The sequence below is a fragment of the Acidovorax sp. YS12 genome (assembly GCA_021496925.1).
In the GTDB taxonomy this organism is placed as follows: Bacteria; Pseudomonadota; Gammaproteobacteria; order Burkholderiales; family Burkholderiaceae_C; genus Paenacidovorax.
In genome coordinates this window covers 3824767-3848771 of the sequence record CP053915.1, presented here as the reverse complement: position 1 = coordinate 3848771, position 24005 = coordinate 3824767, and the positions used below count along the sequence as shown (strand labels likewise).

General features: G+C 70.7%; 23 protein-coding genes. 6 read left to right on the top strand and 17 right to left on the bottom strand.

What is annotated here, in order from left to right; genetic code table 11:
- The first annotated feature begins 53 nt into the window (after nucleotides 1-53).
- Genes YS110_17255 through YS110_17245 form a run of 3 tightly spaced genes read left to right on the top strand, consistent with a single transcriptional unit; the run spans nucleotide 54 to nucleotide 2724 of the window.
- Nucleotides 54-1682 (top strand): DUF4139 domain-containing protein, encoded by a 1629-nt coding sequence (locus tag YS110_17255; GenBank protein UJB66378.1) that lies wholly within the window; start codon nucleotides 54-56, stop codon nucleotides 1680-1682.
- Between the two features lie 5 nt (nucleotides 1683-1687).
- The gene (locus tag YS110_17250) at nucleotides 1688-2206 is read left to right on the top strand and encodes a phosphatidylglycerophosphatase A (GenBank protein ID UJB66377.1); all 519 of its coding nucleotides are present in this window, start codon (nucleotides 1688-1690) and stop codon (nucleotides 2204-2206) included.
- The gene (locus YS110_17245) at nucleotides 2203-2724 is read left to right on the top strand and encodes a CinA family protein (GenBank protein UJB66376.1); all 522 of its coding nucleotides are present in this window, start codon (nucleotides 2203-2205) and stop codon (nucleotides 2722-2724) included. Before YS110_17250 ends, YS110_17245 begins: the two co-directional genes overlap by 4 nt.
- Nucleotides 2725-2739: 15 nt before the next feature.
- Here the strand turns inward: YS110_17245 and YS110_17240 are convergent, their stop codons facing one another.
- The 7 genes from YS110_17240 to YS110_17210 all read right to left on the bottom strand — a co-directional run bounded on the left by YS110_17240 (nucleotide 2740) and on the right by YS110_17210 (nucleotide 11570).
- Nucleotides 2740-4413: a Tar ligand binding domain-containing protein gene (locus tag YS110_17240; protein ID UJB66375.1), complete on the bottom strand. Its 1674-nt coding sequence runs from the start codon at nucleotides 4411-4413 to the stop codon at nucleotides 2740-2742.
- Nucleotides 4410-6671 carry an EAL domain-containing protein gene (locus YS110_17235; protein UJB66374.1) on the bottom strand — a complete coding sequence of 754 codons (2262 nt, stop codon included), beginning with the start codon at nucleotides 6669-6671 and terminating at the stop codon, nucleotides 4410-4412. Before YS110_17235 ends, YS110_17240 begins: the two co-directional genes overlap by 4 nt.
- Before the next feature lie 200 nt (nucleotides 6672-6871).
- A complete protein-coding gene (locus tag YS110_17230; protein ID UJB66373.1) occupies nucleotides 6872-7483 on the bottom strand; it encodes a response regulator in 612 nt (203 codons plus the stop codon).
- A complete protein-coding gene (locus tag YS110_17225; protein UJB66372.1) occupies nucleotides 7470-8867 on the bottom strand; it encodes a PAS domain-containing protein in 1398 nt (465 codons plus the stop codon). The genes YS110_17230 and YS110_17225 overlap by 14 nt, the downstream gene beginning before the upstream one ends.
- Nucleotides 8868-9029: 162 nt before the next feature.
- Nucleotides 9030-9839, bottom strand: coding sequence for a UPF0149 family protein (locus tag YS110_17220; protein UJB66371.1), 810 nt, complete (start codon nucleotides 9837-9839; stop codon nucleotides 9030-9032).
- Complete coding sequence (locus YS110_17215; GenBank protein UJB66370.1) at nucleotides 9836-10312, bottom strand: putative toxin-antitoxin system toxin component, PIN family; 477 nt, start codon at nucleotides 10310-10312, stop codon at nucleotides 9836-9838. The genes YS110_17220 and YS110_17215 overlap by 4 nt, the downstream gene beginning before the upstream one ends.
- Nucleotides 10302-11570, bottom strand: a complete 1269-nt coding sequence (locus YS110_17210; protein ID UJB66369.1) for a class I SAM-dependent RNA methyltransferase — start codon at nucleotides 11568-11570, stop codon at nucleotides 10302-10304. The genes YS110_17215 and YS110_17210 overlap by 11 nt, the downstream gene beginning before the upstream one ends.
- 118 nt (nucleotides 11571-11688) lie before the next feature.
- On the opposite strand from YS110_17210, the gene YS110_17205 reads away from it, so the two are divergent.
- A complete protein-coding gene (locus tag YS110_17205) occupies nucleotides 11689-13509 on the top strand; it encodes a HAMP domain-containing protein (GenBank protein UJB66368.1) in 1821 nt (606 codons plus the stop codon).
- Between the two features lie 66 nt (nucleotides 13510-13575).
- On the opposite strand, the gene YS110_17200 is transcribed toward YS110_17205, so the two are convergent.
- The 9 genes from YS110_17200 to YS110_17160 all read right to left on the bottom strand — a co-directional run bounded on the left by YS110_17200 (nucleotide 13576) and on the right by YS110_17160 (nucleotide 22317).
- The gene (locus YS110_17200; protein UJB66367.1) at nucleotides 13576-14004 is read right to left on the bottom strand and encodes an acyl-CoA thioesterase; all 429 of its coding nucleotides are present in this window, start codon (nucleotides 14002-14004) and stop codon (nucleotides 13576-13578) included.
- Nucleotides 14005-14006: 2 nt separating this feature from the next.
- On the bottom strand, nucleotides 14007-15539 hold the full coding sequence (locus tag YS110_17195; protein ID UJB66366.1) for an RNA polymerase factor sigma-54: 1533 nt from the start codon (nucleotides 15537-15539) through the stop codon (nucleotides 14007-14009).
- Nucleotides 15540-16307: an LPS export ABC transporter ATP-binding protein gene (gene lptB, locus YS110_17190; protein ID UJB66365.1), complete on the bottom strand. Its 768-nt coding sequence runs from the start codon at nucleotides 16305-16307 to the stop codon at nucleotides 15540-15542.
- On the bottom strand, nucleotides 16308-16946 hold the full coding sequence (lptA, locus tag YS110_17185) for a lipopolysaccharide transport periplasmic protein LptA (GenBank protein UJB66364.1): 639 nt from the start codon (nucleotides 16944-16946) through the stop codon (nucleotides 16308-16310).
- Nucleotides 16947-17042: 96 nt separating this feature from the next.
- Nucleotides 17043-18725 (bottom strand): cation acetate symporter, encoded by a 1683-nt coding sequence (locus tag YS110_17180; GenBank protein UJB67500.1) that lies wholly within the window; start codon nucleotides 18723-18725, stop codon nucleotides 17043-17045.
- Nucleotides 18726-18730: 5 nt separating this feature from the next.
- Nucleotides 18731-19048: a DUF485 domain-containing protein gene (locus YS110_17175; protein ID UJB66363.1), complete on the bottom strand. Its 318-nt coding sequence runs from the start codon at nucleotides 19046-19048 to the stop codon at nucleotides 18731-18733.
- Between the two features lie 163 nt (nucleotides 19049-19211).
- On the bottom strand, nucleotides 19212-19850 hold the full coding sequence (locus YS110_17170) for a thiol:disulfide interchange protein DsbA/DsbL (protein ID UJB66362.1): 639 nt from the start codon (nucleotides 19848-19850) through the stop codon (nucleotides 19212-19214).
- Between the two features lie 88 nt (nucleotides 19851-19938).
- A complete protein-coding gene (locus YS110_17165) occupies nucleotides 19939-20598 on the bottom strand; it encodes an SPOR domain-containing protein (GenBank protein ID UJB66361.1) in 660 nt (219 codons plus the stop codon).
- A 12-nt stretch (nucleotides 20599-20610) separates the two neighbouring features.
- Complete coding sequence (locus YS110_17160; GenBank protein UJB66360.1) at nucleotides 20611-22317, bottom strand: arginine--tRNA ligase; 1707 nt, start codon at nucleotides 22315-22317, stop codon at nucleotides 20611-20613.
- 115 nt (nucleotides 22318-22432) lie between these two features.
- Between YS110_17160 and YS110_17155 the strand changes: the two genes are divergently transcribed.
- Nucleotides 22433-22744, top strand: coding sequence for a phosphate starvation-inducible protein PsiF (locus YS110_17155; GenBank protein ID UJB66359.1), 312 nt, complete (start codon nucleotides 22433-22435; stop codon nucleotides 22742-22744).
- Nucleotides 22745-22876: 132 nt separating this feature from the next.
- On the opposite strand, the gene YS110_17150 is transcribed toward YS110_17155, so the two are convergent.
- The gene (locus tag YS110_17150; GenBank protein UJB66358.1) at nucleotides 22877-23332 is read right to left on the bottom strand and encodes a DUF2214 family protein; all 456 of its coding nucleotides are present in this window, start codon (nucleotides 23330-23332) and stop codon (nucleotides 22877-22879) included.
- A gap of 122 nt (nucleotides 23333-23454) precedes the next feature.
- On the opposite strand from YS110_17150, the gene YS110_17145 reads away from it, so the two are divergent.
- Nucleotides 23455-24003: a sigma-70 family RNA polymerase sigma factor gene (locus YS110_17145; GenBank protein ID UJB66357.1), complete on the top strand. Its 549-nt coding sequence runs from the start codon at nucleotides 23455-23457 to the stop codon at nucleotides 24001-24003.
- Nucleotides 24004-24005 lie beyond the last annotated feature (2 nt).

Sequence of the window (24005 nt, the reverse complement as noted above, 5' to 3'; positions counted from 1 at the left end):
AGGCCTGCCGGCCGGGCTCCGCGCCTCCTTCCACCTCCACCCGAGCAACCGCCATGAAACACGCCCTCCCTGCCGCCCTCGGAATCCCATCCGGCGCACTCGTCTGCGCGTATTTGCTGTGCATCCCCGCGGACGCCTGGGCGGATGCGCCGTCGCGCATCGCCAGCGTCAAGGTCTACCCCGGCAGCGCCACCGTGGAGCGCGTGGCGCGCATCCCTGCGGGCAGCCGCAGCTACACCTTCCAGTGCCTGCCACAGGGACTGGACGCGGCCAGCCTGCAGGTCAGCGCCGACGCGGCCGTGCGCATCGGCGAGAGCAGCGTGCAGGTGCAGGACCGCGACATCGCCGGCAGCGCGGGCGGCTGCGCCAGCCCGCTCGACGAACGCTGGCGCCAGGCCCAGGACGAAGTGGCCAGCGCCCGCGCCGAGGTGCAGGCGCTGGAACTGGCGCAAAGCTACCTGAAGGCCACCGCCGCCGGCGCGCCCGACGGCAAGGCGCCCCCGGCGCCGGCGCTCATCGCCAGCACCACCGAAGCCCTGCGCCGCGGCGCGCAGGACAACCTGCAGCGCCAGCACCAGGCGCAGCGCCGCCTGGAGGCGGCGGAACTCGCGCTCAAGGCCGTGGGCGCCGAGCGCGACCGCCTGGCCGGCCCGCGCGCCCGCGTGAGCACCGTGACGGTGACGCTGGCCACCGAGCGCGACGCCGACCTGCGCCTGTCCTACCAGGTGCGCGGCCCGGGCTGGGCGCCGAGCTACCGCGCCACGCTCGACAGCGCCACGGCCACGGTGCGCCTGGAGCGCCTGGCCCTGGTGGCGCAGGCCACGGGTGAGGACTGGAGCGGCGTGGCGCTGACCCTCTCCACCGGCCAGCCCGCGCGCGCCACGGCGGGCGGGCTGCCGCGCCCCTGGCGGCTGGACGTGGCGCCGCCGCCCCTGCCCGCCGCCCCGGCGCCAGCCCCGGCCTATGCCGCCGCCGCGGCCCCGGCTGCGCTGGCGCGCAGCCAGCCCCTGGCGGAAGCGGCGCCGGAGCCGCTGCCCAGCTTCGATGTCGGCGTGCTCGACACCGCCTACGCCACCGAGTTCAGCGTGCCGCAGCGCATCACCGTGCCTTCGGGCGGGCCGCGCGTCACGCTGGCGCTGGGCCAGCAGGAGGTGCGCGCGCAGTTGCTCACGCGCGCCGTGCCGGCCGTGGAAGAAGCGGCCTACCTGGTGGCGCAGTTCGCGGCCCCGGCGGGCGTGTGGCCCGCGGCGGCCGTGGCGCTGTACCGCGACGGCGCCTTCGTGGGCAACGGCCGGCTGGACGGCGCCGAGCTGGCGCGCACGGGCCTGTCCTTTGGCCGCGACGAGCGCGTGCTGGTGCGCGCCGAGGCGCCGCGCGAGCACAGCGCCAGCGCTGGCCTGACCGGCTCCACCACCGAGCGCCAGGTCCAGCGCGCCTACACGGTGGAGAACCGCCACGACAAGCCCATCGCGCTGCAGGTACTGGACGCCGCGCCGGTCTCGCAGAACGAGCAGATCAGCGTGCAGTCGCGCTACGATCCGCCCCCCGCCGACAGCGCCTGGAACCAGCAGGCCGGCACCATCGCCTGGAGCCAGACCCTGGCCGCAGGCGCCACCGCGCGCTTCGGCGCGAGCCACACCATCCGCCACGCCAAGGACCTGCGCCTGCAAGAGCGGCGCTGAACCGCATGACCACCGCCGCCCACTTCGCGCCGCGCCCCACGCGCGCTTTCCTGCTCGCCCATCCGGCCCACCTCATCGCCCTGGGCTTCGGCAGCGGCCTGTCGCCCAAGGCCCCCGGCACGGTGGGCACGCTGTGGGCCTGGCTGGCGTACCTGCTGCTGCAGCACCTGCTGCTGCCCGCGGGCATCGGCGTGGTGATCGCCGTGTCGATCCCGCTGGGCTGGTGGGCCTGCACGCTGACGGCGCGCCACCTGGGCGTGGCCGACCCGGGCTGCGTGGTCTGGGACGAGGTCGTCGCCTTCTGGCTGGTGCTGTGGCTGGCCATGCCCATGGGGTTCTGGGGGCAGGCGGCGGCGTTCGCGCTGTTCCGCTTCTTCGACGCCGCCAAGCCCGGCCCTGTGGGCTGGGCCGACGCGCATTTCAAGGGCATGGGCTGGCGCGGCGGCTGGGGCATCCTGTTCGACGATTTCGTCGCCGCGTTCTGCACGCTGTTCGTGCTCGCGGTCTGGAGGTTCTACGCATGACGCTCTCATTTCAGGAGCTAGTAGCGCTTGATGGGCAAGGGCTAGAGGCGATTTTGACCAAAATTTCAGAAAACCTGCTGGCGCGCGGCTGGATGCTGGCCACGGCCGAGAGCTGCACCGGCGGGCTGATCGCGGGCGCCTGCACGGCGCTGGCGGGCTCCAGCCAGTGGTTCGAGCGCGGCTTCGTCAGCTACTCCAACGCCGCCAAGACCGAGTTGCTGGGTGTGCCCGCCGCGCTGATCGCGGCGCACGGCGCGGTCAGCGAGCCCGTGGCGCGCGCCATGGCCGAGGGGGCCGTGGCGCACGCGCACGCCCAGGCCAGCCTGGCGGTGACCGGCGTGGCCGGCCCCAGCGGCGGCACGCCGGACAAGCCCGTGGGCCTGGTCTGGTTCGGCTGGCGCGTGGGCGCGCAGACGTTCAGCGAATGCCGCCACTTCGACGGCGGCCGCGCCGCCGTGCGCGCGCAGACGGTGCAGCACGCGCTGCAGCGGCTGCACGGCCTGCTGGCCGCCGCGTAGTTCCCCTGGCCAGGCTCAAGCCGCTTTCAACGCCCGCCGCGCGGCGGGCTGGGGCAGGCGCGGCGGCTGCGGCGGCCGCGGCCCCGGACCTGCCGCCGCCTGGGGCCGGGGCTGCGGTTCCAGCGCGGCCACGGGGGTGGCGGGCATGTCGGCCAGGCGGAACACGGCAATCGCCGCCACCTGGGCCTGGGCCTGCTGGCGCAGGCCTTCGGCGGCGTGGGCGATTTCCTCGACCAGCGCGGCATTGCGCTGCGTGCCCTGGTCCATGTGCTGCACGGCGGCGCCGATCTGCGCCATGCCCGCGCTCTGCTCGGCGCTGGCGCTGCTGATTTCCTGCATCAGCGGGGCGGCGCGGCGGATGGCGTCCACCGCGTCGGCAATGGTGCGGCCCACGCTGTCCACCTGGGCTGCGCCCTCGGTGGCGCGCGCCACGCTGGTGTCGATGAGCTGGCGGATTTCCTTGGCCGAATCGGCCGCGCGCTGCGCCAGGCTGCGCACCTCGGTCGCCACCACGGCGAAGCCCCGGCCCTGCGCGCCCGCGCGCGCCGCCTCGACGGCGGCATTCAGCGCCAGGATGTTGGTCTGGAAGGCGATGCCGTCGATCAGCCCGATGATGTCGGCCATGCGCGCCGACTGCGCCTGGATCTCGCCCATGGTGCGCACCACGTGCGCCATGGTTTCGCCGCCCTGGGTGGCGGCGTCGCTGGCACGCAGCACGATCTGCTGGGCCTCGCGCGCGTTGGCGGCGCTGTGCTCCATGGTGGCGCCCAGTTGTTCCAGCGCGGCCGCCTGCTGCTCCAGCGCGCTGGCCTGCGCGGTCGTGCGCTCGGCCAGGTCCTGGTTACCCGCGGCGATCTGCACGGCGGCGTTGGCCACGCTCTCGCTGCCGCCGCGGATGCCGTGCACCGCCGCGGCCAGTTGCTCGCGCATGGCGGCCAGCGCCTGCAGCACCTGCGCGGCCTCGTCGCGCCCGTGCACCTCGATGGGCCGCGCCAGGTCGCCGCTGGCCACGCGCTGCGCCGCCTGCACGGCCTGCCCCAGCGACGCGCCAATGCCGCGCACCAGCGCCGTGCCGAACAGCAGCGCGAACAGCAGCCCGCTGCCGATGGCACCGATGGCGAAGGCGCGCAGCACGCCGTAGCGCGTCTGCGCGTCGGCGTGCGCCTGGCCCGCCGCCGTGTGCTGGAATTCCACCAGGGCGGCGATGTCCTCGCCCACCGGCTGGTACAGGGGGCGCACGGCCTCCAGCACCAGCGTGCGCACCCGATCCAGGTCCTGCGCGCGCAGTGCCGCCACGGAAGGCACCAGCCCCTCCTGCACGAAGCGCTGGCGGTGCGCGGCGAAGCGCTCGGCCAGCGCGCGTTCCTGCGCGTCCATGGTGCTGCGCTGGTAGGCCGCCCAGATGCCGGTGATGGCGGCGATGTTGGCCTCCACCTCGTCGGCGCTGGCGCGCATCTGCTCGGGCACCGGCGTGACCAGGGCCACGGCCAGCGCCAGCCGGTTGCGCAGCAGCAGCCCCTGGATCTGGCCTATCTGCTGCGTGGCCATGAGGCGCTCCTCGTACAGCACGCGCAGCGCCGCGTTGGCCTGGGCGGTGCCCCACAGGCCGATCAGGCCCATGGCCAGGACCAGCAAAGACAAAGCGCCGGCCATCACGGCCACGCGGGTGGAAATCTTGAAGCGGTTCATGCCGTCTTCTCCTGCATGCTGTCAGATAAGGGATAGGCCACGGAAAGGGTGCGCCGCGGCGCCACGCCCGGCCCGCCCAGCACGGCCTGCAGGGCTTGCGCCGTCTGCGGCGCGCCGAACAGGTAGCCCTGGAAGCCGGGACACTGCAGCTGCACCAGGGCCTGGCGCTGCGCTTCGGTCTCCACGCCCTCGGCCACCACGTCGAGCCCGAGGTTGCGCGCCATGCCGACGATGGTCTGCACGATCACGGTGTCGTTGGCCTGCACGCCCATGTACTGGATGAAGCTGCGGTCGATCTTGAGCTGGTGCAGCGGCAGGCGCTGCAACTGCGACAGGCTGGAGTAGCCGGTGCCGAAGTCGTCGAGCGCAAAACGCACGCCCTGGCGGCGCAGCGCCTGCATCTTGCGCACGGTGTCGGCCACGTCCTGCAGCACCATGGTTTCCGTCAGCTCCAGGATCAGCAGGTCGGCCCGCGCGCCCGAGCGCGCCAGCGCCGCCTGCACGTGCTCGACGAAGTGCGGGTGCGCGAACTGGCGCGCGCTCACGTTCACCGAGGCGGTCAGCGCGCTCATGTGCGGCATGTCGGCCCAGGCGCGCAACTGGGCGCAGGCGGCGTCGAGCACCCAGTCGCCCAGCTCCAGGATCAGCTCCGAGTCCTCGGCGATGGGGATGAACTGTGCCGGCGACACCGGCCCGTGGTGCGGGTGGTGCCAGCGCAGCAGCGCCTCCACACCGACAGGCTGGCGCTGCGCGTCCACCTGCACCTGGTAGTGCAGCGCCAGCTGCTGCGCGGCAATGGCGCCGCGCAGCGCCGCCTCGAGCGCCGTGCGCGCCTCCAGTTGTGCCTGCAGCACCGGGTCGTAGAAGCGGTAGGCGTTGCGCCCGGCCGCCTTGGCCTGGTACATGGCGGTGTCGGCGCGCTTGAGCAGATCCTTGGCCGAACCCGCGCCGGGACGGAACAGGCACACGCCCAGGCTGGCGCTGGTCAGCAGCGTGCGCCCGGCCAGGCGCACGGGCCGCGCCACCGCCGTCAGCACCTGCAGCGCCAGGGCGCGGGCCTGCTCCTGGGCCTGAACCTCGTCGGCATGCAGCGCATCGGCCAGCACCACGAATTCGTCGCCGCCCAGGCGCGCCACCAGCGCCTGGCCGCCCACCGCCTCGCGCAGGTTGCGCGCCACGTGCTGCAGGTGCTGGTCGCCCACCTCGTGGCCCAGGGTGTCGTTGATGGTCTTGAAATTGTCCAGGTCGACCAGCAGCAGCGCGCCATGGCGGGGCGAGGCCCGGCCCTCGAGCGCGCGCTGCATGTGCTGGCGCAGCTGGGTGCGGTTGGGCAGCTCGGTCAGCGGGTCGAAGTAGGCCAGCTGGTGGATGGCGCGCGCACCGTCGCCGAGCTGCTTCTGCATGGTGCGCAGGGCGCGGAACACCTCGCTGATCTCGTCGCGGCCGCGCACGGCGATGGGGTTGTCCAGCCGCCCCGCGGCGATGCGCTGGCACAGCGCAATGACCTGCTGCAGCGGCTGGGCGATGGAGCGGATCAGCAGTTGCCCGAGCCGCCCCAGCACCGCCATGGCCGCCAGCAGCGACACCAGGGCCAGCCAGCCCGTGCGCTCGTAGCGCTGCACGCCCGCGCGGTAGGCCGCCTGCGCCTGATCGAACTGCAGGCTCACCAGCGTCTGGATATCGGGGTAGGCCTGCTCGTAGAGCATGTGCGCATTGGCCGCCAGGCGCTGCGTGCCGGGGTAGTCGAGCCCGCGCAGCGCCGCCAGCGTCGGCGCCACGGCCTCGCGCAGGTAGCGCCCCCGGCGTGCGCCGAACTGCTGCGCCAGGGCCTGCTCGGCAGCGCTGCGCGGCACCGCCAGGTAGCCGTGCCACAGCTCGTCGATGGCGGCCACGTTCTGCTCGATCTGCTCGGCCGCCTGCCAGGCCGCAATGCGCTCCAGCCGCACGATGCCGCCTTGCGCGCTGGTGCGCGCCAGCGCCAGTTGCATCTGCAGCTGGTTGGCCAGCATCAGGCGGGAAATCTGCGACAGGCTGCGCACAGGCTCCATGCGGTCTTCGTAGACCACGCGCAGGCTTTCCTTGGAGGCCGCCAGCCCGCGAATGCCCATGGCCGCCAGCAGCGCGGCGACGAGCGCGGCCAGCAGCATCAGCGCCCCGATGCGCGTGCGGATGCGCAGGTGCGCGAGCAGGCCCGCGATCCGGCCCAGGGGCTCGGTGGCCGCAGCTGCTGCATGGAGATCGGTGGAAGAGCCTGGCATCGGCGCACCCTGCTTCGTGCATGGAATACAAGCCCGGCACGATGCCGGACACGAACGAAGGCAGGATCAGGGCCCCGGGAATGCCGCAGCGCGGCGGTGCAGGGCCGCGCGGGCGAGGGGCATTCTTCAACAGGGCCGTGTCCGCTGTATACGGTTCAACCCCGAGATCGGTGCCGCACGCAGCATTTGTCTGATGTAACTCAAAGAAACAATTGTTCGCAGGCCTGCACCGTTTCGCTGGCGACGGCCGCGAGCTTGCGCCGCTGGGTGCGCGCGGCGCCGCGCAGCGTCTCGAAGGCGCGCTGGCGCGTCAGGCGGTACTGCACCATGGTGATGCCCGTGGCCACGTTGATGGCACGGTCGGCGTCCAGCGCGGCCTGGAGCTGCGCGCGCGTGCGGCGCAACTCGTCCAGCTCGCGTGCACGCTGCAGCGCGGTTTCGATGGCCGGCTGGATCTGCGCCAGCGCCAGCGGCTTGACCAGGTAACCGAGCGCGCCGCAGCGCGTGGCCTGCTCGACGGTGGCGGCGTCGCCGTAGGCGCTGAACATGACGAAGGGCACGTGCTCCAGCTGCGCCAGGCGCTGCGCCAGCCACAGGCCGCCGGCGCCGGGCATCTGCACGTCGATCAGCGCCAGGTCGGGGCGCAGGCCGCCGGTGAGCTGCGCCTCGGCATCCTCGGCGCATTCGGCCGTATCCACCGCGTAGCCCATGTGGCGCAGGCCCTGGGCCAGCGTGCCCAGCACCAGGCGGTCGTCGTCCACCAGCAGCAGGCGCGGCGCGCCGGCGGGTTCTTGGGCTTCAGTGAATTGCATGGTTGGGTTCTCCTTGTCCGGCCTGCAGCACCGGCGGCTGCAGGCACAGCCGCGCCAGCGCGCGCTCGCCCTGCTGCACCAGCGCCAGCGCGGCGCCGCTGCGCGGCATGAGCGCGGCCACCAGCTCCAGGCCGACCTGGGTGGCATCGGGCCCCTGGGCGGGCCAGTGCCCGGGGTTGGAAATGGCGATGCAGACCTCGCCCTTCTGCACGCCGGGGCACAGGGCCACGCGCACGTCCTGGTGGCGCAGCCCGCCATGCTTGACGGCGTTGACGATGAGTTCATGCACGATCAGCGCCAGGGGCACCGCCTCGGCGGCCTGCAGCGTGCACGCCAGCGGCCGTGGCGGCGGGGTGAACGCCACCGCCAGGCCCCAGAGCGCGCCCACCCCTTGCGCCACCTCGCGCACCAGCTCGCACAGCAGCACCTGCTCGGCCTGGCTGCGTCCCTGCAGGCCATGCAGCACGGCGATGCTCTGCACCTGCCCGGTGACCTCGGCCAGCGGCGCCTGCAGCTGCGGGTGGCGCAGGGCCAGCGCCTGCAGCATGCCGGAGATGCCCTGCAGGTTGTTCTTGATGCGGTGGTGCACCTCGCGCACCAGCGCCGCACGGTGCTGCAGCTCGCGCTGGCGGCGCTGGGCGCGCTGGGTACGCCAGTCGCTCAGGTCGGTCATGGTGAGCACGTAGTGCGTGACCCGCCCGCCCTCGCCGGTGACGGGCGTGCGCGTGAACCACACGGGGTAGCGCTCGCCCGACTTGCGCCGGTGCCACTCCTGGCGCTGCTGCGCGCTCCACGGCAAGGGCTCGAGCGGCGTGCCGCCATGCGCCAGCAGGAAGGCGGGCACGCGCCCCAGCACCTCCTGCGCGCCGTAGCCGCTCAGGTGCTGGAACGAGCGGTTGGCGCGCAGGATGCGCCCCTGGGCGTCGGTGATGAGCATGCCCTCCTGGCACTCGAAGGCGATGGCGGCGATGCGCGCGTCGGCCTTGCGGCGCTCCAGCGCCGCCAGGTAGCCGGCGAGCGACCAGCCCACCAGCGCCAGGATGGCCATGTACGAGGCGTAGCCCAGCCCGGCGCTGTGCAGGTCCTGCGCGAAGAAGCCGCGCCCCAGCAGCGTGCCCCAGCCGGCCTGCAGGGCCACCAGGCCGAGCAGCACGGTGGTGCCGCCCAGCCCCAGGCGCACGCCCGCCCAGGCCACGAAGAGGAACATCCAGTAGGCATTGTTCAGCGGCCACAGCAGCGCGCCGGACCAGCCCATGAAGGCCACCTGCCCCACGGCCAGGGCCAGCGCGTAGACCAGGAGTGCCTCCGCCAGGCGCGGCGCGACCCGGCCCAGGCGGTCGAGCACGGGGCGCCAGGCGGGGGGGACGGCAAGGGGGGCGGACATGGGTGGAACCGGAGGCAACCCGCCATTGAAACCGCTTGCATCCAACGTGGCTTGATGCAGCTCAAACACGCAGTGCCGCATGCACGCCCAACGGCATTTCGCTACGAATCAAGGAGCTTCCAGCGCTTTACGGGCGGGCGCTGGAGCCCATTTTTGCCTCAATCAGGCGCCGTGGCACTTCTTGAACTTCTTGCCGCTGCCGCACCAGCACGGGTCGTTGCGGCCGGGCTGCTGCGCGCGCACCACGGGCTCGATGCGCGGGCCCAGGCTTTTCCAGACCTGGCGCAGGTCGTACACGGCCCAGATGGCCTCGCCCAGCAGCTCGATGCGGTCCTGGCTCACGCTGGCCGGGCCTTCCTCGTCGTACAGGTTGGTGCTGGGCGGGCCGAGGTCGTCCTCGGTCAGCGCGACGATGCTCTCCAAGGCGGCGTCGATCCACTGCGCCGCCTCCTTGTCGCGCGGTGCGGCCCATTCCTCGGGCCAGTTCTCCACGGCGAACATGAAGCCCAGGGCCCAGATCTGCCCCAGCGAGGGCAGCTCCTGCCCTTCGAGCTCGGCGCGCTCGGCCTCGGACAGCATGGCCACGGCGCCGCGCATGTCGAGCGCGTGGGGCTGGTAGGTCTGCTCGTCGTCCAGCGCCTGCACGTCGGCGGCGAGCTGGTGTGCCACCTCGTCCCAACGGCACTGCCACAGCTGCAGGAAGCGCTCTTGCTGCGCCGCGTCCTGGAAGGCAGGCAGCAGCGGCAGCGGCGCGCCGGCCTCCACGTCCAGCACGGCGCCATCGTCCAGCAGCATGGGCAGGTATTCGGCCGGCTCCACGCGCCGGCGCATGCACACCAGCGCGGTGAGGAAGCCGTCGCAGAACTCCCATTGCGGGATTTCCTCGGCGCGCTCGCCCAGGTCGCTCAGGATCTGGTCGAGCTCATCGAGCTCGTCGCTGCTCAGGCTGCGAGGCAGTGGGGTGTCGGTCATGGGGAAAATCCTTCCGTTGCTTCAATAACGATAGCTGCTGCCGCTTGCGCACCCTGGGCCAGCAGCCTTTTTCGCAAGCAAAGAACGGCGCGGTCCTTGGACAGCAGGATGGCGCCGTGCGCCACGGCCAGGTCGATGAATTTCTGGTCGTCGGCGTCCTTGCAGACGCAGGGCGCGCGCGGCGCCGCGTCCACCCGGCGCGCCTGGGCGTCGAACGCGGCGAGCAGCGCCTCGGGCGCCAGGCCAGCGGCGGCCATGCGCGGCTGCAGGTGCGGGTAGCGCAGCACGCAGGCCAGTTCGTCGCGCATGGGCGTGGTGGCGATCCAGTCCAGGCGCTGCTGCGCGAGCAGGCCGCGCAAGGGCGCCACGGCAGGGTCGGCGAAGAGCAGCAGGTCGAGCACGATGTTGGTGTCCACCACCACGGCGCGCGCGGTGGCGCTGTCCTGCGCGGGCAGGTGCAGCTCAGGCCGCATCGGGGGACCCGGCGGGGGCGCGCTGGCGCACGGCGCCCTGCACCATGTCGAAGCGGAACAGGCGGCACTCGATGGGCCCGTTCCACAGCGGCACGCGGCGCGACTCCTTCAGGCGCATCTTGCCGGGCAGTTGCAGGTCGGGCGTGAGCATCCAGGCCTGCCAGCCGGCGTAGTGCTTCTTCCAGTGGCTGGCGAGCTGGGCGAAGAAGTCCACGCCGTCGCCGGCCTGCGCGGTTTCGCGGCCCGCGCGCGTGGCCACCGTCATGCGCTCGCGCGCACTGCGTCCGGCGGTGCCGGCGGCGGCGATGCGCTCGCCGTACGGCGGGTTGAGCAGCATCACGCCGGGCTGCTCGCACGGCGGCATGCGCTGCAGCGCGTCGCCGCCGCGCAGCTGCACGCTGGCGGCCACGCCGGCGCGCTCGGCGTTGCGCTGGGCGAAGTCCACCATGCGGTGCGCAACGTCACTGCCAAAAATGGGCACGGCGCCCGTGGTGGCTGCGCCAGCAGCTTCTTCCTTGATGGCACGCCAGACATGGGCCTGGTACGGCAGGAGCTGCTCGAAGGCGAAGCGGCGCAGCAGCCCGGGGGCGATGCGGCAGGCCATCTGCGCCGCCTCGATGAGCACGGTGCCGCTGCCGCAGCAGGGGTCGTACAGCGGCAGGGGGGCATCGCCGTGCGGGTTCCAGCCCGTGGCGGCGATCATGGCGGCGGCCAGGGTTTCCTTGAGCGGCGCATCGCCCTTGTCGACGCGCCAGCCGCGCTTGAACAGCGGCTCGCCCGAGGTGTCGATGTAGAGGGTGGCGTCCTGTGCCGTCAGGTGCAGGTGCACGCGCACGTCGGGGCGCTGCGTGTCCACGTCGGGGCGCGCGCCGCGCTTGGCGCGGAAGCGGTCGGCCACGGCGTCCTTCACGCGCAGCGCGGCGAAATTCAGGCTCTTGAGCGGGCTGTGCTGCGCCGTGACTTCGACCTTGAAGCTCTGCTGAGGCGCGAACCAGATCTCCCAGGCCACGTCGCTGGCCAGCTCATACAGGTCGCCTTCGTTGCGGTAGGGACGCTGCTGCAGTTGTACCAGCACGCGCTGGGCCAGGCGGCTGTGCAGGTTCAGGTGCAGGGCCTCGCGCCAGGAGGCGGCCAGCATCACGCCGCCACGGCCGACCAGCAGGTCGTGCCCCGTCAGACCGGTGAGCGCGTGCACCTCGTCGGCGAGGAAGCCCTCGACGCCAGCGGCGCAGGGCAGGAAAAGTTGCAGGGTGTTCATAAAGCAGGTGGAGCATACGCTTTGGCAAGCGCTGGTTTGCCCCTGTTGCGCCAAAAACACCGTGGTAGCAAGGTCACACAAGGTCGCACACAATGTTTCACACCGAGGAGAAGCCACCATGTTCCAAACCTTGCGCGCCCGGCTGACAGGTGTCAGCGTCGCCATCGCCACCCTGTCCCTGATCGTTTTGTCGCTGGTGGCCTTCCTGGTCGTGCGCGCCAACCTGCTGCAGGCGCTGGACGAGCGCATCGGCGGCGTCACGCAGCTGTACGCCGCCGACCTGGCGCAGTGGGTCAAGGACAACCAGCGCGTCACCGGCTCGCTCAAGGCCGCTGTCGATCTGCCCGACCCGGTTCCGGCCCTGCTCGCGGCCAAGCAGGCGGGGGGCTTCGACGACGCCTATTTCGTCCATGCCGACAAGCGCAACGTGTTCTCGCACCCCATGCCCGAGGGCTACGACGGCACGGCGCGCCCCTGGTACAAGCAGGCCGAGCAGGAGGGCAAGGCCACGCTCACGCCGGCCTATGTCGATGCCAGCACCGGCAAGCTCACCATCAGCTTCGTGGAGCCGGTGCAGTCGGGCGGCAAGACGGTGGCCGTGGTGGGCTCCGACGTGCACCTGGACACGGTGGCGAACAAGGTCAACAGCATCCACCCCACGGGCAAGAGCTTCGCCTTCCTGCTGGACGGCCAGTCCAACATCCTGGCGCATGCCAACCAATCCCTGCTGCTCAAGCCCGCGAAGGAACTGGACCCGGCGCTGGACGCAGGCCTGCTCGCGGGCCTGTCCGGCACCACCGGGCACGCCGTGGTGCGCCTGGGCGGCAAGGACCACCTGCTCTACGCCGCCAAGGTGGCGGGCACGCCCTGGGTGCTGGCCGTGGCCGCCGAGCGGGCCGATGCGCTGTCGGCCCTGGACCGCCTGGGCCAGGTGGCCCTGACCAGCACCGTGCTGTGCGTGATCGCCGCCGCCCTGGTGATGGCGGCGGTGGTGCGGCGCATGCTGGGCCGCCTGGTGGCCGTGCGCGACGCGCTGCAGGACATCGCCTCGGGCGAGGGCGACCTGACGCGCCACATGGACGCCCACGGGCATGACGAGCTGGCGCAGATCGGCCAGTCGTTCAATGCCTTCACCGGCAAGATCGCCTCGGTGCTGCAGCGCATCCGCGACGCGTCCGAGTCGGTGCGCCTGGCGTCTTCCGAGATCGCCTCGGGCAACAACGACCTGTCGGGGCGCACCGAGCAGCAGGCCAGCTCGCTGGAGGAAACCGCATCGGCCATGGAGCAGCTCACCGCCACGGTGCAACAGAACGCCGCCAACGCGCGCCAGGCCAACGAGCTGGCCGCCAGCGCCTCGCAGGTGGCCGGCCAGGGCGGCAGCGTGATGCAGCAGGTGGTGCAGACCATGGGCGGCATCGACGCGGCATCGCGCAAGATCGTGGACATCATCCAGGTGATCGACGGCATCGCCTTCCAGACCAACATCCTGGCGCTGAACGCCGCCGTCGAGGCCGCGCGCGCCGGCGAGCAGGGCCGGGGCTTCGCCGTGGTGGCGGGCGAGGTGCGCACCCTGGCGCAGCGCGCCGCCTCGGCGGCCAAGGAGATCAAGGGGCTGATCGACGACTCGGTGACCCAGGTCGATGCCGGCAGCCGCCTGGTGAAGGACGCCGGAGCCACCATGGAGCAGGTGGAGCAGAGCATCCGCCGCGTGACCTCCATCGTCAACGAGATCAGCAACGCCAGCCAGGAGCAGAGCACGGGCATCTCCGAGGTCGGCAGCGCCGTGTCGCAGATGGACCAGGCCACGCAGCAGAACGCCGCGCTGGTCGAGCAGGCCTCGGCGGCGGCGCACGCGCTGCAGCAGCAGGCGCACGACCTGGCCGAGGTGGTGGCGGGCTTCAAGCTGCCGCCGGCCGGGGCGCACAGACTCCTGAATTGATAGCTTCCAGCGCTTGCCAGTCAAGCGTTTGAGCCTGATTTCTTATAAATTCCTGCCGCAGGCGCGCTACAGCGCCAGCAGCTGCGCGCGCACCGCCTCGGGCATGGTGGCGGCGCGGCGCGTGGCGCCATCGACGAAGACGATGCCGCTCTTGCCGCGCGCCACCTCGCGCCCTTGCGCCGCCTCGGTGATGCGCCACACCAGGTCGAAGGCGCAGCGGCCGAGGTCCATGGGCATCATCTCCACGCGCAGCGTCTCGCCGTGGTAGGCCTCGCTGCGGTACTGCGCCTGCATGTCGCCCACGACGATGGGCAGGCCGCCCACGTTGGCCTCGGAATGGCCCAGCGCACGGAAGAAGCGCACGCGCGCCTCGGACACCAGCGTGAGCAGCAGCGCGTTGTCCAGGTGGCCGCCCTGGTTGACGTGGTTGATGTAGACCTGCACTTCGGTGGCGAAGCCGAAGCGCGGCGGAAGGTCACAGACGATGCGGGCCATGTTCAGAGGGTCTTGCGCAGGTTGGCGGGCGCGATCTTCAGCGCCTCGCGGTATTTGGCCACCGTGCGGCGCGCGCACTCGATGCCTTGCTCCTTGAGCATCTCGGCGATCTGGCTGTCCGACAGCGGCTTGGCGGGGTTCTCGGCCGCGACGAACTGCTTGATGAGCGCACGCACCGCCGTGCTGGAGGCGTTGCCGCCGGTATCGGTGCCCAGGCCCGAGCCGAAGAAGTACTTCAGCTCGTAGGTGCCCTGCGGCGTGGCCATGTATTTGGCCGTGGTCACGCGCGAGATGGTCGATTCGTGCAGGCCCAGCTCGTCGGCGATCTCGCGCAGCACCAGCGGGCGCATGGCGATTTCGCCGTGCACGAAGAAGTTCTTCTGCCGCTGCACGATGGCCTGCGACACGCGCAGGATGGTGTCGAAGCGCTGCTGGATGTTCTTGATGAACCAGCGCGCCTCCTGCAGCCGCGCCTGCAGCGCTTGGTGGCCGTCCTGGCCGCGCTGCCCGCGCAGGGCGCTGGCATAGACCTCGTGCACGCGCAGGCGCGGCATCACGTCGGGGTTGAGCTGCACGCTGAAGCCCTGGCCGGCCTTCTTCACGATCACGTCGGGCACGACGATGTTGCGCTGCACGTCGGCGAAGCGCCGGCCCGGGCGCGGCTCCAGGCGCGCGATCAGCGCCATGGCGGCGCGCGTGCCCTCCTCGCCCGCGCCGCTGGCCTGGGCCAGGCGGCGCACGTCGCGCCGGGCCAGCAGCTCCAGCGGCTGGGCGCACAGGGCCAGCGCGGTCTGCAGCACGGCGGGGTCGGCCTCTTCGGCGTCCTGCAGCGCGCGCAGCTGCAGCACCAGGCATTCGGTCAGGTCGCGCGCGCCCACGCCGGTGGGCTCCAGGCTCTGCAGCAGGCGCAGCGCCACGGTGAAGTGGTGCAGCAGCTCCTCGCGCTGCTCCAGGTCCTCGCTGCCCGCCAGGCCCTCGGCCAGGTCTTCGAGCGTGTCTTCGAGGTAGCCGTCGTCGTTGAGCGACTCGATCAGGAAGTACAGCGCCGCGCGATCCGCCTCCTGCAGGCGCAGGCCCAGGGCCTGGCGGTGCAGGTGCGCGGTGAGCGACTCGTGGCTGCGCGCGCGCTCGAACACGTCGAGCCCATCGTCGTCCTGGCCGCGCGTGCGTGGCGCGGACTCGCCGCCCCACTCGCCGTCGCTGTGCGCGGCATCGACGCCGCCATCGCCTTCCCAGTCGCTCGGCGCATAGTCGTCATTTTGGCCTTCAGCGCTTGCCGGGAGCGCGTCGGCAGCTCCTGAAACAGGAGCATCATCGGCCTCCGTGGCGGCGGCACTGGCACGCGGGGGCTCGGGCGGCGCCTCGTGCGGCGGGCCCTCGTCGTCCTCGCGCTCCAGGAACGGGTTGTCGCCCAGCATCTGCTCGACTTCCTGGGCCATCTCCAGCGTGGACAGCTGCAGCAGGCGGATCGACTGCTGCAGTTGCGGCGTGAGGGCGAGATGCTGCGAAACGCGCAGCGACAGGCTGGGCTGCATCTACATGCGGAAGTGTTCGCCCAGGTAGACCCGGCGCACTTCGGCGTTGTCCACGATTTCCGAGGGCGTGCCCCGGGCCAGCACCTCGCCGTCGCTGATGATGAAGGCGTGGTCGCAGATGCCCAGCGTCTCGCGCACGTTGTGGTCGGTGATGAGCACGCCGATGCCACGCTCCTTCAGGAAGCCGATGATGCGCTGGATCTCGATCACGGCGATGGGGTCGATGCCGGCGAACGGCTCGTCCAGCAGGATGAAGCGCGGCTGCGTGGCCAGGGCACGGGCGATTTCCACGCGGCGGCGCTCGCCGCCCGACAGCGCCAGTGCGGGCGATTCGCGCAGGTGCTGCACGCGCAGCTCCTCCAGCAGCGCCGTGAGGCGCTCCTCGATCACGGGTTTGGGCAGGGGCTGGCCGCGCTCGTCGGTCTGCAGCTCCAGCACGGCGCGCACGTTGTCCTGCACGCTGAGCTTGCGGAAGATCGACGCCTCCTGCGGCAGGTACGACAGCCCCAGGCGCGAGCGCCGGTGGATCGGCATGTTGGCCACCGACTGGCCGTCGATCAGGATGTCGCCGCCGTCGCTGCGCACCAGGCCGACGATCATGTAGAACGAGGTGGTCTTGCCCGCGCCATTGGGCCCGAGCAGGCCGACGACCTCGCCCTTGCGCACGGAGAGCGATACGTCCTTGACCACCTTGCGGCTGCCGTAGGATTTGGCCAGGTGCAGCACTTCGAGGCAGCTGCCGTCGCAGCCGTTGTCAGCGGCGCGCACTCACTGGCCTCCGTCGATGGCCGTGCTGGGGCGCAGCGCGGGCGCGGCGCCCGACGCCGCCGCGGCGGGGCTGGCGGCCTGCTCCTTGGGCGCCAGCATGGCGCGCACGCGGCCGTCCCGGCCCTTGCCGCCCTCGGCGCTGGCGGCCGCCTTCTGGCCGTCCACGGAGAACTGGTCGGTGAGGTTGTTGTAGACGATGACGGCGCCGGTGATCTCGTCGTCCAGCACCGCGCCACGGTAGCGGCGCAGCTCGGCGCGGCGGATGAACTTCACCGTGTCGGCGCGGCCGTCGTATTCGATGGTTTCGCCCTCGCCCTCGATGAATTCCTCGGGCTGGCCCGGCGCGGCATCGCGCCTTTGGCGGAAGAACGCGCGCTGCCCGGGCGCGGCGGCCACGGTGCCCGATTGGTAGCCCTGCGGGTCCTGGCGCACCTCGAGGCGCTCGCCGCGCAGCACGATGGAGCCCTTGGTCATGACCACGCGGCCGGTGAACACGCTGGTCTGCCGCAGCTCGTCATGGTGCAGCGCGTCGGCCTCGATGTTCATGGGCTTGTTGCGGTCGGCGCGCTCGGCATGCGCGCCGCCGCCCAAGGCGATCAGGGCCGAAGCCAGGAGGAGGGGGAGGAGGCGTTTCATCATGAGGGGCACGAATCTTGCGTTCATTGTAGCCAGCCCATTGCCTCCTGGCAGGCTGCCGGGCCCGTGCGGCCTGCCAGGCCCAGCAGCATGGCGCGCTCAGTGCGCGGCGGCGCTGGCAGCGCCCACGCCCGTCTGGGCGCGCACGTACTGGTCGTCGAACGCAGCACGCTCGGCCTGCGCTTCGGCGCTGGTGTCGAGCTTGGAGAACACGTAGATGGCCAGGAACGCCAGCGGCATGGCGAACAGCGCCGGCTGCGTGTAGGGGAACAGCGGCGCGGCATGGCCCAACACATCCACCCACACCGACTTGGAGAAGAGCACGAACAGCACCGAGCTGATCAGCCCGGTGTAGCCACCCACCAGGGCGCCGCGCGTGGTCAGGCCCTTCCAGTACATCGACATGAGCAGCACCGGGAAGTTGGCGCAGGAAGCCACGCCGAACGCCAGCGCCACCATGAAGGCCACGTTCATCTTCTCGAACGCCATGCCCAGCAGCACGGCCACCACGCCCAGGCACAGGGTGGCGATCTTGGAGACGCGGATCTCCTTCTCCTCGCTGGCCTGGCCCTTCATGATGACGCGGGCGTACAGGTCGTGCGAGATGGCCGAGGCCCCCGCCAGCGCCAGGCCGGCCACCACGGCCAGGATGGTGGCGAACGCCACGGCCGACAGGAAGCCCAGCAGCAGGTTGCCGCCCGCGGCCTTGGCCAGGTGCAGCGCCACCATGTTGCCGCCGCCCACCAGCTTGCCGCCGACCTGGCCGCCCTCGAAGAACTCGGGGTTGGTGCCCACCAGCACGATGGCGCACAGCCCCATGATGGCGATGACGTTGAAGAAGAAGGCGATGATGCCCGAGGCGTAGAACACCGACTTGCGCGCCTCCTGCGCGTTGGTCACGGTGAAGAAGCGCATCAGGATGTGCGGCAGCCCGGCGATGCCGAACATCAGGCCCAGGCCCATGGAAAGGGCGGTCACCGGGTCGGCCAGCAGCTTGCCCGGCGAGAGCATGTTCTGCCCCAGCTTGTGCACTTCCATGGCCTTGGTGGTCAGGGTCTCGAAGCTGAAGCCGAACTGCGAGAACGCCAGCAGCATGATGGCGGTGCCCCCGGCCAGCAGCATGCAGGCCTTGATGATCTGCACCCAGGTGGTGGCGACCATGCCGCCGAAGATCACGTACACCAGCATCAGCGCACCCACGACGACCAGGGCCACGTTGTAGTCCAGGCCGAACAGCAGCTTGATGAGCTGGCCGGCACCGACCATCTGCGCCACCAGGTAGAAGCACACCACCGTGAGCGAGCTGACGGCGGCCATGGTGCGCACCGGGCCCTGGCGCAGGCGGTAGGCGGTGATGTCGGCAAAGGTGAACTTGCCCAGGTTGCGCAGGCGCTCGGCCATCAGGAACAGGATGATGGGCCAGCCGACGAAGAAGGCCACCATGTAGATGTAGCCGTCGACGCCGTCGCCGTAGATCATGGCGGTGAGGCCCAGCAGCGTGGCGGCCGACATGAAGTCGCCCGCGATGGCCAGGCCATTCTGCTTGCCGGTGATGCCGCCGCCGGCGGTGTAGAAGTCGGACGCCGACTTGGAGCGCCCGGCGGCCCAGTAGGTGATGCCCAGCGTCATCAGCACGAAGACGAAGAACATGCCGATGGCGTGCCAGTTGAGCGGCTGCTTCTGGGCCACGCCCAGATCGGGGCCGGCCCAGGCCAGGGCCGGCAGCAGCAGGGACAGCGCCAGCAGCGCGCGCGAGGAGGAGGAGGAGAAGGAGGAAGGCATGCGCATCACGACTTCCTCAGGGCGTCTTGCACGATCTGTGCGTTGCGGGGATCGAAATCGCGGTTGGCGCGGCGCACGTACACCCAGGTAAGCGCGCAGAAGAACACGAACTGCGCAAACCCCAGGGCAATGCCCACGGTCAGGTTGCTGCCTTCCGACAGGCGCTGGGCGATGACGCCGGGCACGAAGGCCACCAGCAGCACGAAGGCGAAGAAGACGCCGATGACCAGCAGCGCCAGCGTCGTCGCGAAGCGCGCCCGCTCGCGCACGAGCTGCGCGTAGCGCGGGTCGCGCTTGATGTTGTCATAGAGTGGATTGGACATTTTTCTCCCTGGATTGTTGGCACCGATTGCCGCATGCTGCAGTGCAGCATGGGCGGCGCATTCTAGGAAGGCAAGCCTTTGCCATCCTTACAGCGCAGCGACCGGCCGGGAGAAAGAAAAACAGCCCGCACGGGCGGGCTGCTGGTCCGGGGGGAAAAAGGGCTCAGGCGCCCTTGCGCGCCTGGGCGGCCAGTTGCTCTACCACCTGCAGCACGTTCTGCATGCTGCCGGCCATGGTGCCGTCGGTGTAGTAGCGGCCGGCCACGCCCATCGAGGGCACACCCTCGACGCCGTAGGCGTCCTGAATCTGCGTGGCCTTGCGCACCTGGTTCGACACGGTGAAGGAGTTGTACATCTCCTTGAACTTGGCCACGTCCACGCCCTGCTTGCCCATCCAGTCGAAGATTTCCTCGTCCTTGGTGAGCTTCAGGCGGTCCACATGGATGGCGCGGAACACCTTGGCGTGGATTTCCTCGGTTTTGCCCAGGCCTTCGAGCGCGTAATAGATCTTCTGCTGCGGCACGAAGCTGCCGTTGAACGCCACGGGCACGCGGTGCACCACGAGGTCCTTGGGCGCGGTCTTCAGCCAGGCGGCGAAGGCCGGCTCGAAGGCGTTGCAATGGCCGCAGCTGTACCAGAAGAACTCGATCACTTCCACCTTGCCGGCAGGCGCTTCGGTCGCTGCGGGCTTGGCCAGCTTGCGGTAGTCCTTGCCTTCGCGCGGCTGGGCCATGGCGGGCAGGGAAATGGCACCCACGGCCAGGGCCGAGGCAGCGGTGAGAGAAAACTCGCGGCGTTTCATGTTTCGTCAATCTCCTTGATCGGAATAGCGATGGGAGCGGCGCCCCCGTGAAAAGTTCATTGCCGGGCGCGCAGCGCCTGGCAGGGCATCACCGCTGGACGCGCACCAGGGTCGATTCCACGCCCGCGCCCTTGAGCTTGTCCTTGAGCTGCTCGGCGTCATCGCGCTTGGCGAACGGCCCCACGCGCACGCGGAAGTAGGCGCGCCCATTCTGCTCGCGCTCGCTCACGCGCGCCTCCCAGCCCAGCATGGCCAGCTTGGCGCGCTGCGCGTCGGCATCCTGCTGGGTGTTGAACGCGCCGGCCTGCACGAAATACTCGAACGGCTCCACCGTGGCATTCGAGGCCTTGGCCTTGGCGAAGTCCCCCAGCGGATCGGCCGAGGCCGCGGGCTTGGCGTCCTTGTCCTTGGGGTTCTTCGCCACCGCTTCCTTGGCGTCGGCCTTGGCGTCCGGCTTGGGCTCCGCCACCTTGGACGGCGCCGGCGCCACGGGCTCGGACGCCGCCGGGGCGGCGGGCTCGGCGGGCCGCGCGGGCGCCGGCTTGCCCGCCAGTGCCTGGTTGGGGTTCCAGTTGCGGTTCTTCTCGGCCTCGGCCGCGTCCTGCTCGGGGCCGCGCAGCCCGCCCTTGGTGATGAAGGGCACGGGCACTTTCATCACGTAGACCACGACGGCCAGCGCCACCCCCAGCCCGACGATCAAACCGAAAATGAAGCCGACGATGGTGCCGCCGCGTTGTCGTGTTTTCATAGCAGTAGAGGCTTACATTCGTTCAGGAGCCGATACGCCCAGCACCGCCAGGCCGTTGGCCAGCACCTGCGCCGTGGCGGCAACCAGGGCCAGGCGCGCGCGCTTGACGGCTTCGTCGTCCACCAGGATGCGCTCGGCATCGTAGTAGCTGTGGTATGCCGCGGCCAGGTCGCGCAGGTAGAAGGTCACGTCGTGCGGGGCCTCGCCCTCGGCGGCGGCGGTGAGCATCTCGGGGTACTTGGCGAGCTGCAGCATCAGCGCCTGGGCCTGCGGGCCTTCGAGGGCCGACAGATCCGCGCCCTGTAGCGAAGCCACGTCGCCGCCCTGCTCCTGCCACGCCCGCAGCACCGAGCAGATGCGCGCATGCGCGTACTGCACGTAGTACACCGGGTTGTCGTTGTTCTGCGCCACGGCCAGGTCCACGTCGAAGGTGTACTCGGTGTCGGGCTTGCGGCTCAGCAGGAAGAAGCGCACCGCGTCCTTGCTGGTCCACTCGATCAGGTCGCGCAGCGTGACGTAGGAACCGGCGCGCTTGCTGATCTTCACCTCCTGGCCGCCGCGCACCACGCGCACCATGGTGTGCAGCACGTAGTCGGGGTAGCCCTGGGGAATGCCCACGTCGGCCGCCTGCAGGCCGGCGCGCACGCGCGCGATGGTGCCGTGGTGGTCCGTGCCCTGGATGTTGACGACCTTGGCGAAGCCGCGCTCCCACTTGGCGATGTGGTAGGCCACGTCAGGCACGAAGTAGGTATAGGTGCCGTCCTTTTTCCGCATCACGCGGTCCTTGTCGTCGCCATAGTCGGTGGACTTGAGCCACAGCGCACCGTCCTGCTCGTAGGTCTTGCCGTTGGCGATGAGCCGGTTCACCGTGGCCTCGACGCGGCCGCTGGTGTACAGGCTGGACTCCAGGTAGTACTCGTCGAACTTCAGGTTGAAGGCCTGCAGGTCCTTGTCCTGCTCGTTGCGCAGGTAGGCCACGGCGAACTGGCGGATGTTGTCGTAGTCCTCCACGTCGCCGTTGGCAGTGAATTCGCGGTCGTCGGCCTTGACCGTTTCCCTGGCCAGGAACGCCTGGGCAATGTCGGCGATGTAGTCGCCGTTGTAGAAGTTCTTGGCCAGCGGGTTGTCGGCGTCGGTGGGCCAGCAGTCGTCGCCGGGCTTGAAGCCCTTGGCGCGCAGCTGCGTGCTCTTGGTCAGCGTGTCGATCTGCACGCCCGCGTCGTTGTAATAGAACTCGCGGTGCACGTTCCAGCCCTGGGTGCTGAACAGGTTGCAGATGGCGTCGCCCAGCGCCGCCTGGCGGCCATGGCCCACGTGCAGCGGGCCGGTAGGGTTGGCCGAGACGAACTCGACCAGCACGCGCCCGCCGTTGTCCTGCTGGTAGCCGAAGCGCTGGCCCGCGGCCAGCACCTCGCGCACCACTTCCTGCTTGGCGGCGGGCTTGAGGCGGATGTTGAGGAAGCCGGGGCCCGCGATCTCGATGGCATCGACCCAGCGCTGGCAGGCCGGCGTGGCTTCGAGGGCGGCCTTGAGCTGCTCGCCCAGGGCTCGCGGGTTGGCCTTGAGCGGCTTGGCCAGCTGCATGGCGGCGGTGCAGGCGAAGTCGCCGTGCGCGGCCACCTTGGGCGACTCGAATGCGGCGCGCGCACCGGCGCCGGGCGAGATTTTTTCCAGCTCGCCAGCCAGCGCCGCGAGCAATTCCTGTTTGACGGAGAGCATGGGGGCGATTCTACGGGGCGGGCGTCATCCGCCGCGGGGGCTGTGGCGTTATGCTGAATGGCCCGCACGCGGGCTTTCACACATCCCTCTTCCTCTTTCGCAGGAGCGCATTTCCATGAACAAGCTGCTTACCGTGATCGCCGCCACCGGCCTGGCCCTCTCTTTTGCCACCGCCCACGCAGCCGAGGAGGCCGCCAAGCCCAAGACCGCCCAGCAGACCAGGATGGCCACGTGCAACGCCGAGGCCGGCGACAAGAAGGGCGACGAGCGCAAGGCCTTCATGAAGCAGTGCCTGAGCGCCAGCAAGCAGGCCAAGCAGCAGGAGAAGATGAAGACCTGCAATGCCGACGCCAAGACCAAGGACCTCAAGGGCGCCGAGCGCAAGGCCTTCATGAAGGAATGCCTGAGCAACAAGCCCGCGGCCTGACACCGGCGCGCAAGCCCCACCCCGCCAAACCCCACCGCGCGCGGGGTTTGCCGTTTCCGGCCAACGCATCTCAAAAACCATAGCTGCCAGCGCTTTCTGGGAAAGGGCTGGAGGCCTGTCTGGCTTGAAATTTCAGCGCGTACCCACGCCGCGCGCCAGGAACGCCCCGAGCAGCGGAATCAGCACCATCAGGTGCGCCTCGATCATCACCAGGCGGCGCGCGCCGCGCACCTCGGCCTCGGCGGGCAGCGCGCCCGTGGCGCGCAGCTGGCGGCGCCAGCGCAGGAAGCGCATGGTCGGCCCGAGCGACATCAGCCCGATCACCACGAACAGCGTGACCTTGGCGTGCAGCAGCGGCTGCGACCAGTACCAGCCCGCGCCCTTCATGCCCCACCAGGTACGCGCCAGGCCCGTGGCCAGCAGCGCCAGCGCGCTGATGCCGTAGAGCAGGTCCAGCCGCACCAGCCGCTCGACCACGGCGGCGTTCATCCACTCGCGGCGGCACAGCGCGGCCTCGCTGGCGAGGAAGGTGGCGGTCATGAGAATGGCGAGGAAATGGGCATAGGCCAGCAGGGCTTCGGTGGTCATGGCGGCGCGCTTCGCGGTGGCTGTCGATGCGCCCGATCGTAGCCCGGCCGCGCGCGCCCCGCCTGCAATGGCCTCAAGACACATAATGAAAACCATTCTTATTCGACATTTAGAATGGCGCCATGTCCGTGCCGCACCCGCCCATCGACCCTCTGCACCGCGCCCAGCAGCTCTACGCCGGGCACCACGCATGGCTGCTGTCGCGCCTGCAGGCGCGCCTGCGCAACACGGCCGAGGCGCAGGACGTGGCGTCGGAGACCTTCCTGCGCGCGCTCACCGCGCGCCAGGCCAGCGTGGTGGAGGAGCCACGCGCCTTCCTCACCACCATCGCCAAGCGCCTGCTGTTCACGCTGTGGCAGCGGCGCGAGCTGGAGCGCGCCTACCTGGACACCCTGGCCCAGCAGCCCGAGGCGCTGGCCCCCTCGCCCGAGGAACGCGCCGTGCTGCTGGAAACCCTGGAGACCGTCGCCAACGCCCTGGAAGGCCTGCCGCTGAAGGCGCGCCAGGCCTTCCTGCTGAGCCAGGTCGACGGCCTGACCTACGAGGCGATCGCCCAGCAGCTGGACATTTCGCAGAGCACCGTGCGGCGCCACATGGCCGAGGGCTTTCGCCGCATCGCCATCGCCCTGGCGCGCCAGCAGGCCGGCATCGCCGCGCCGTGCAGGGCCTGAGA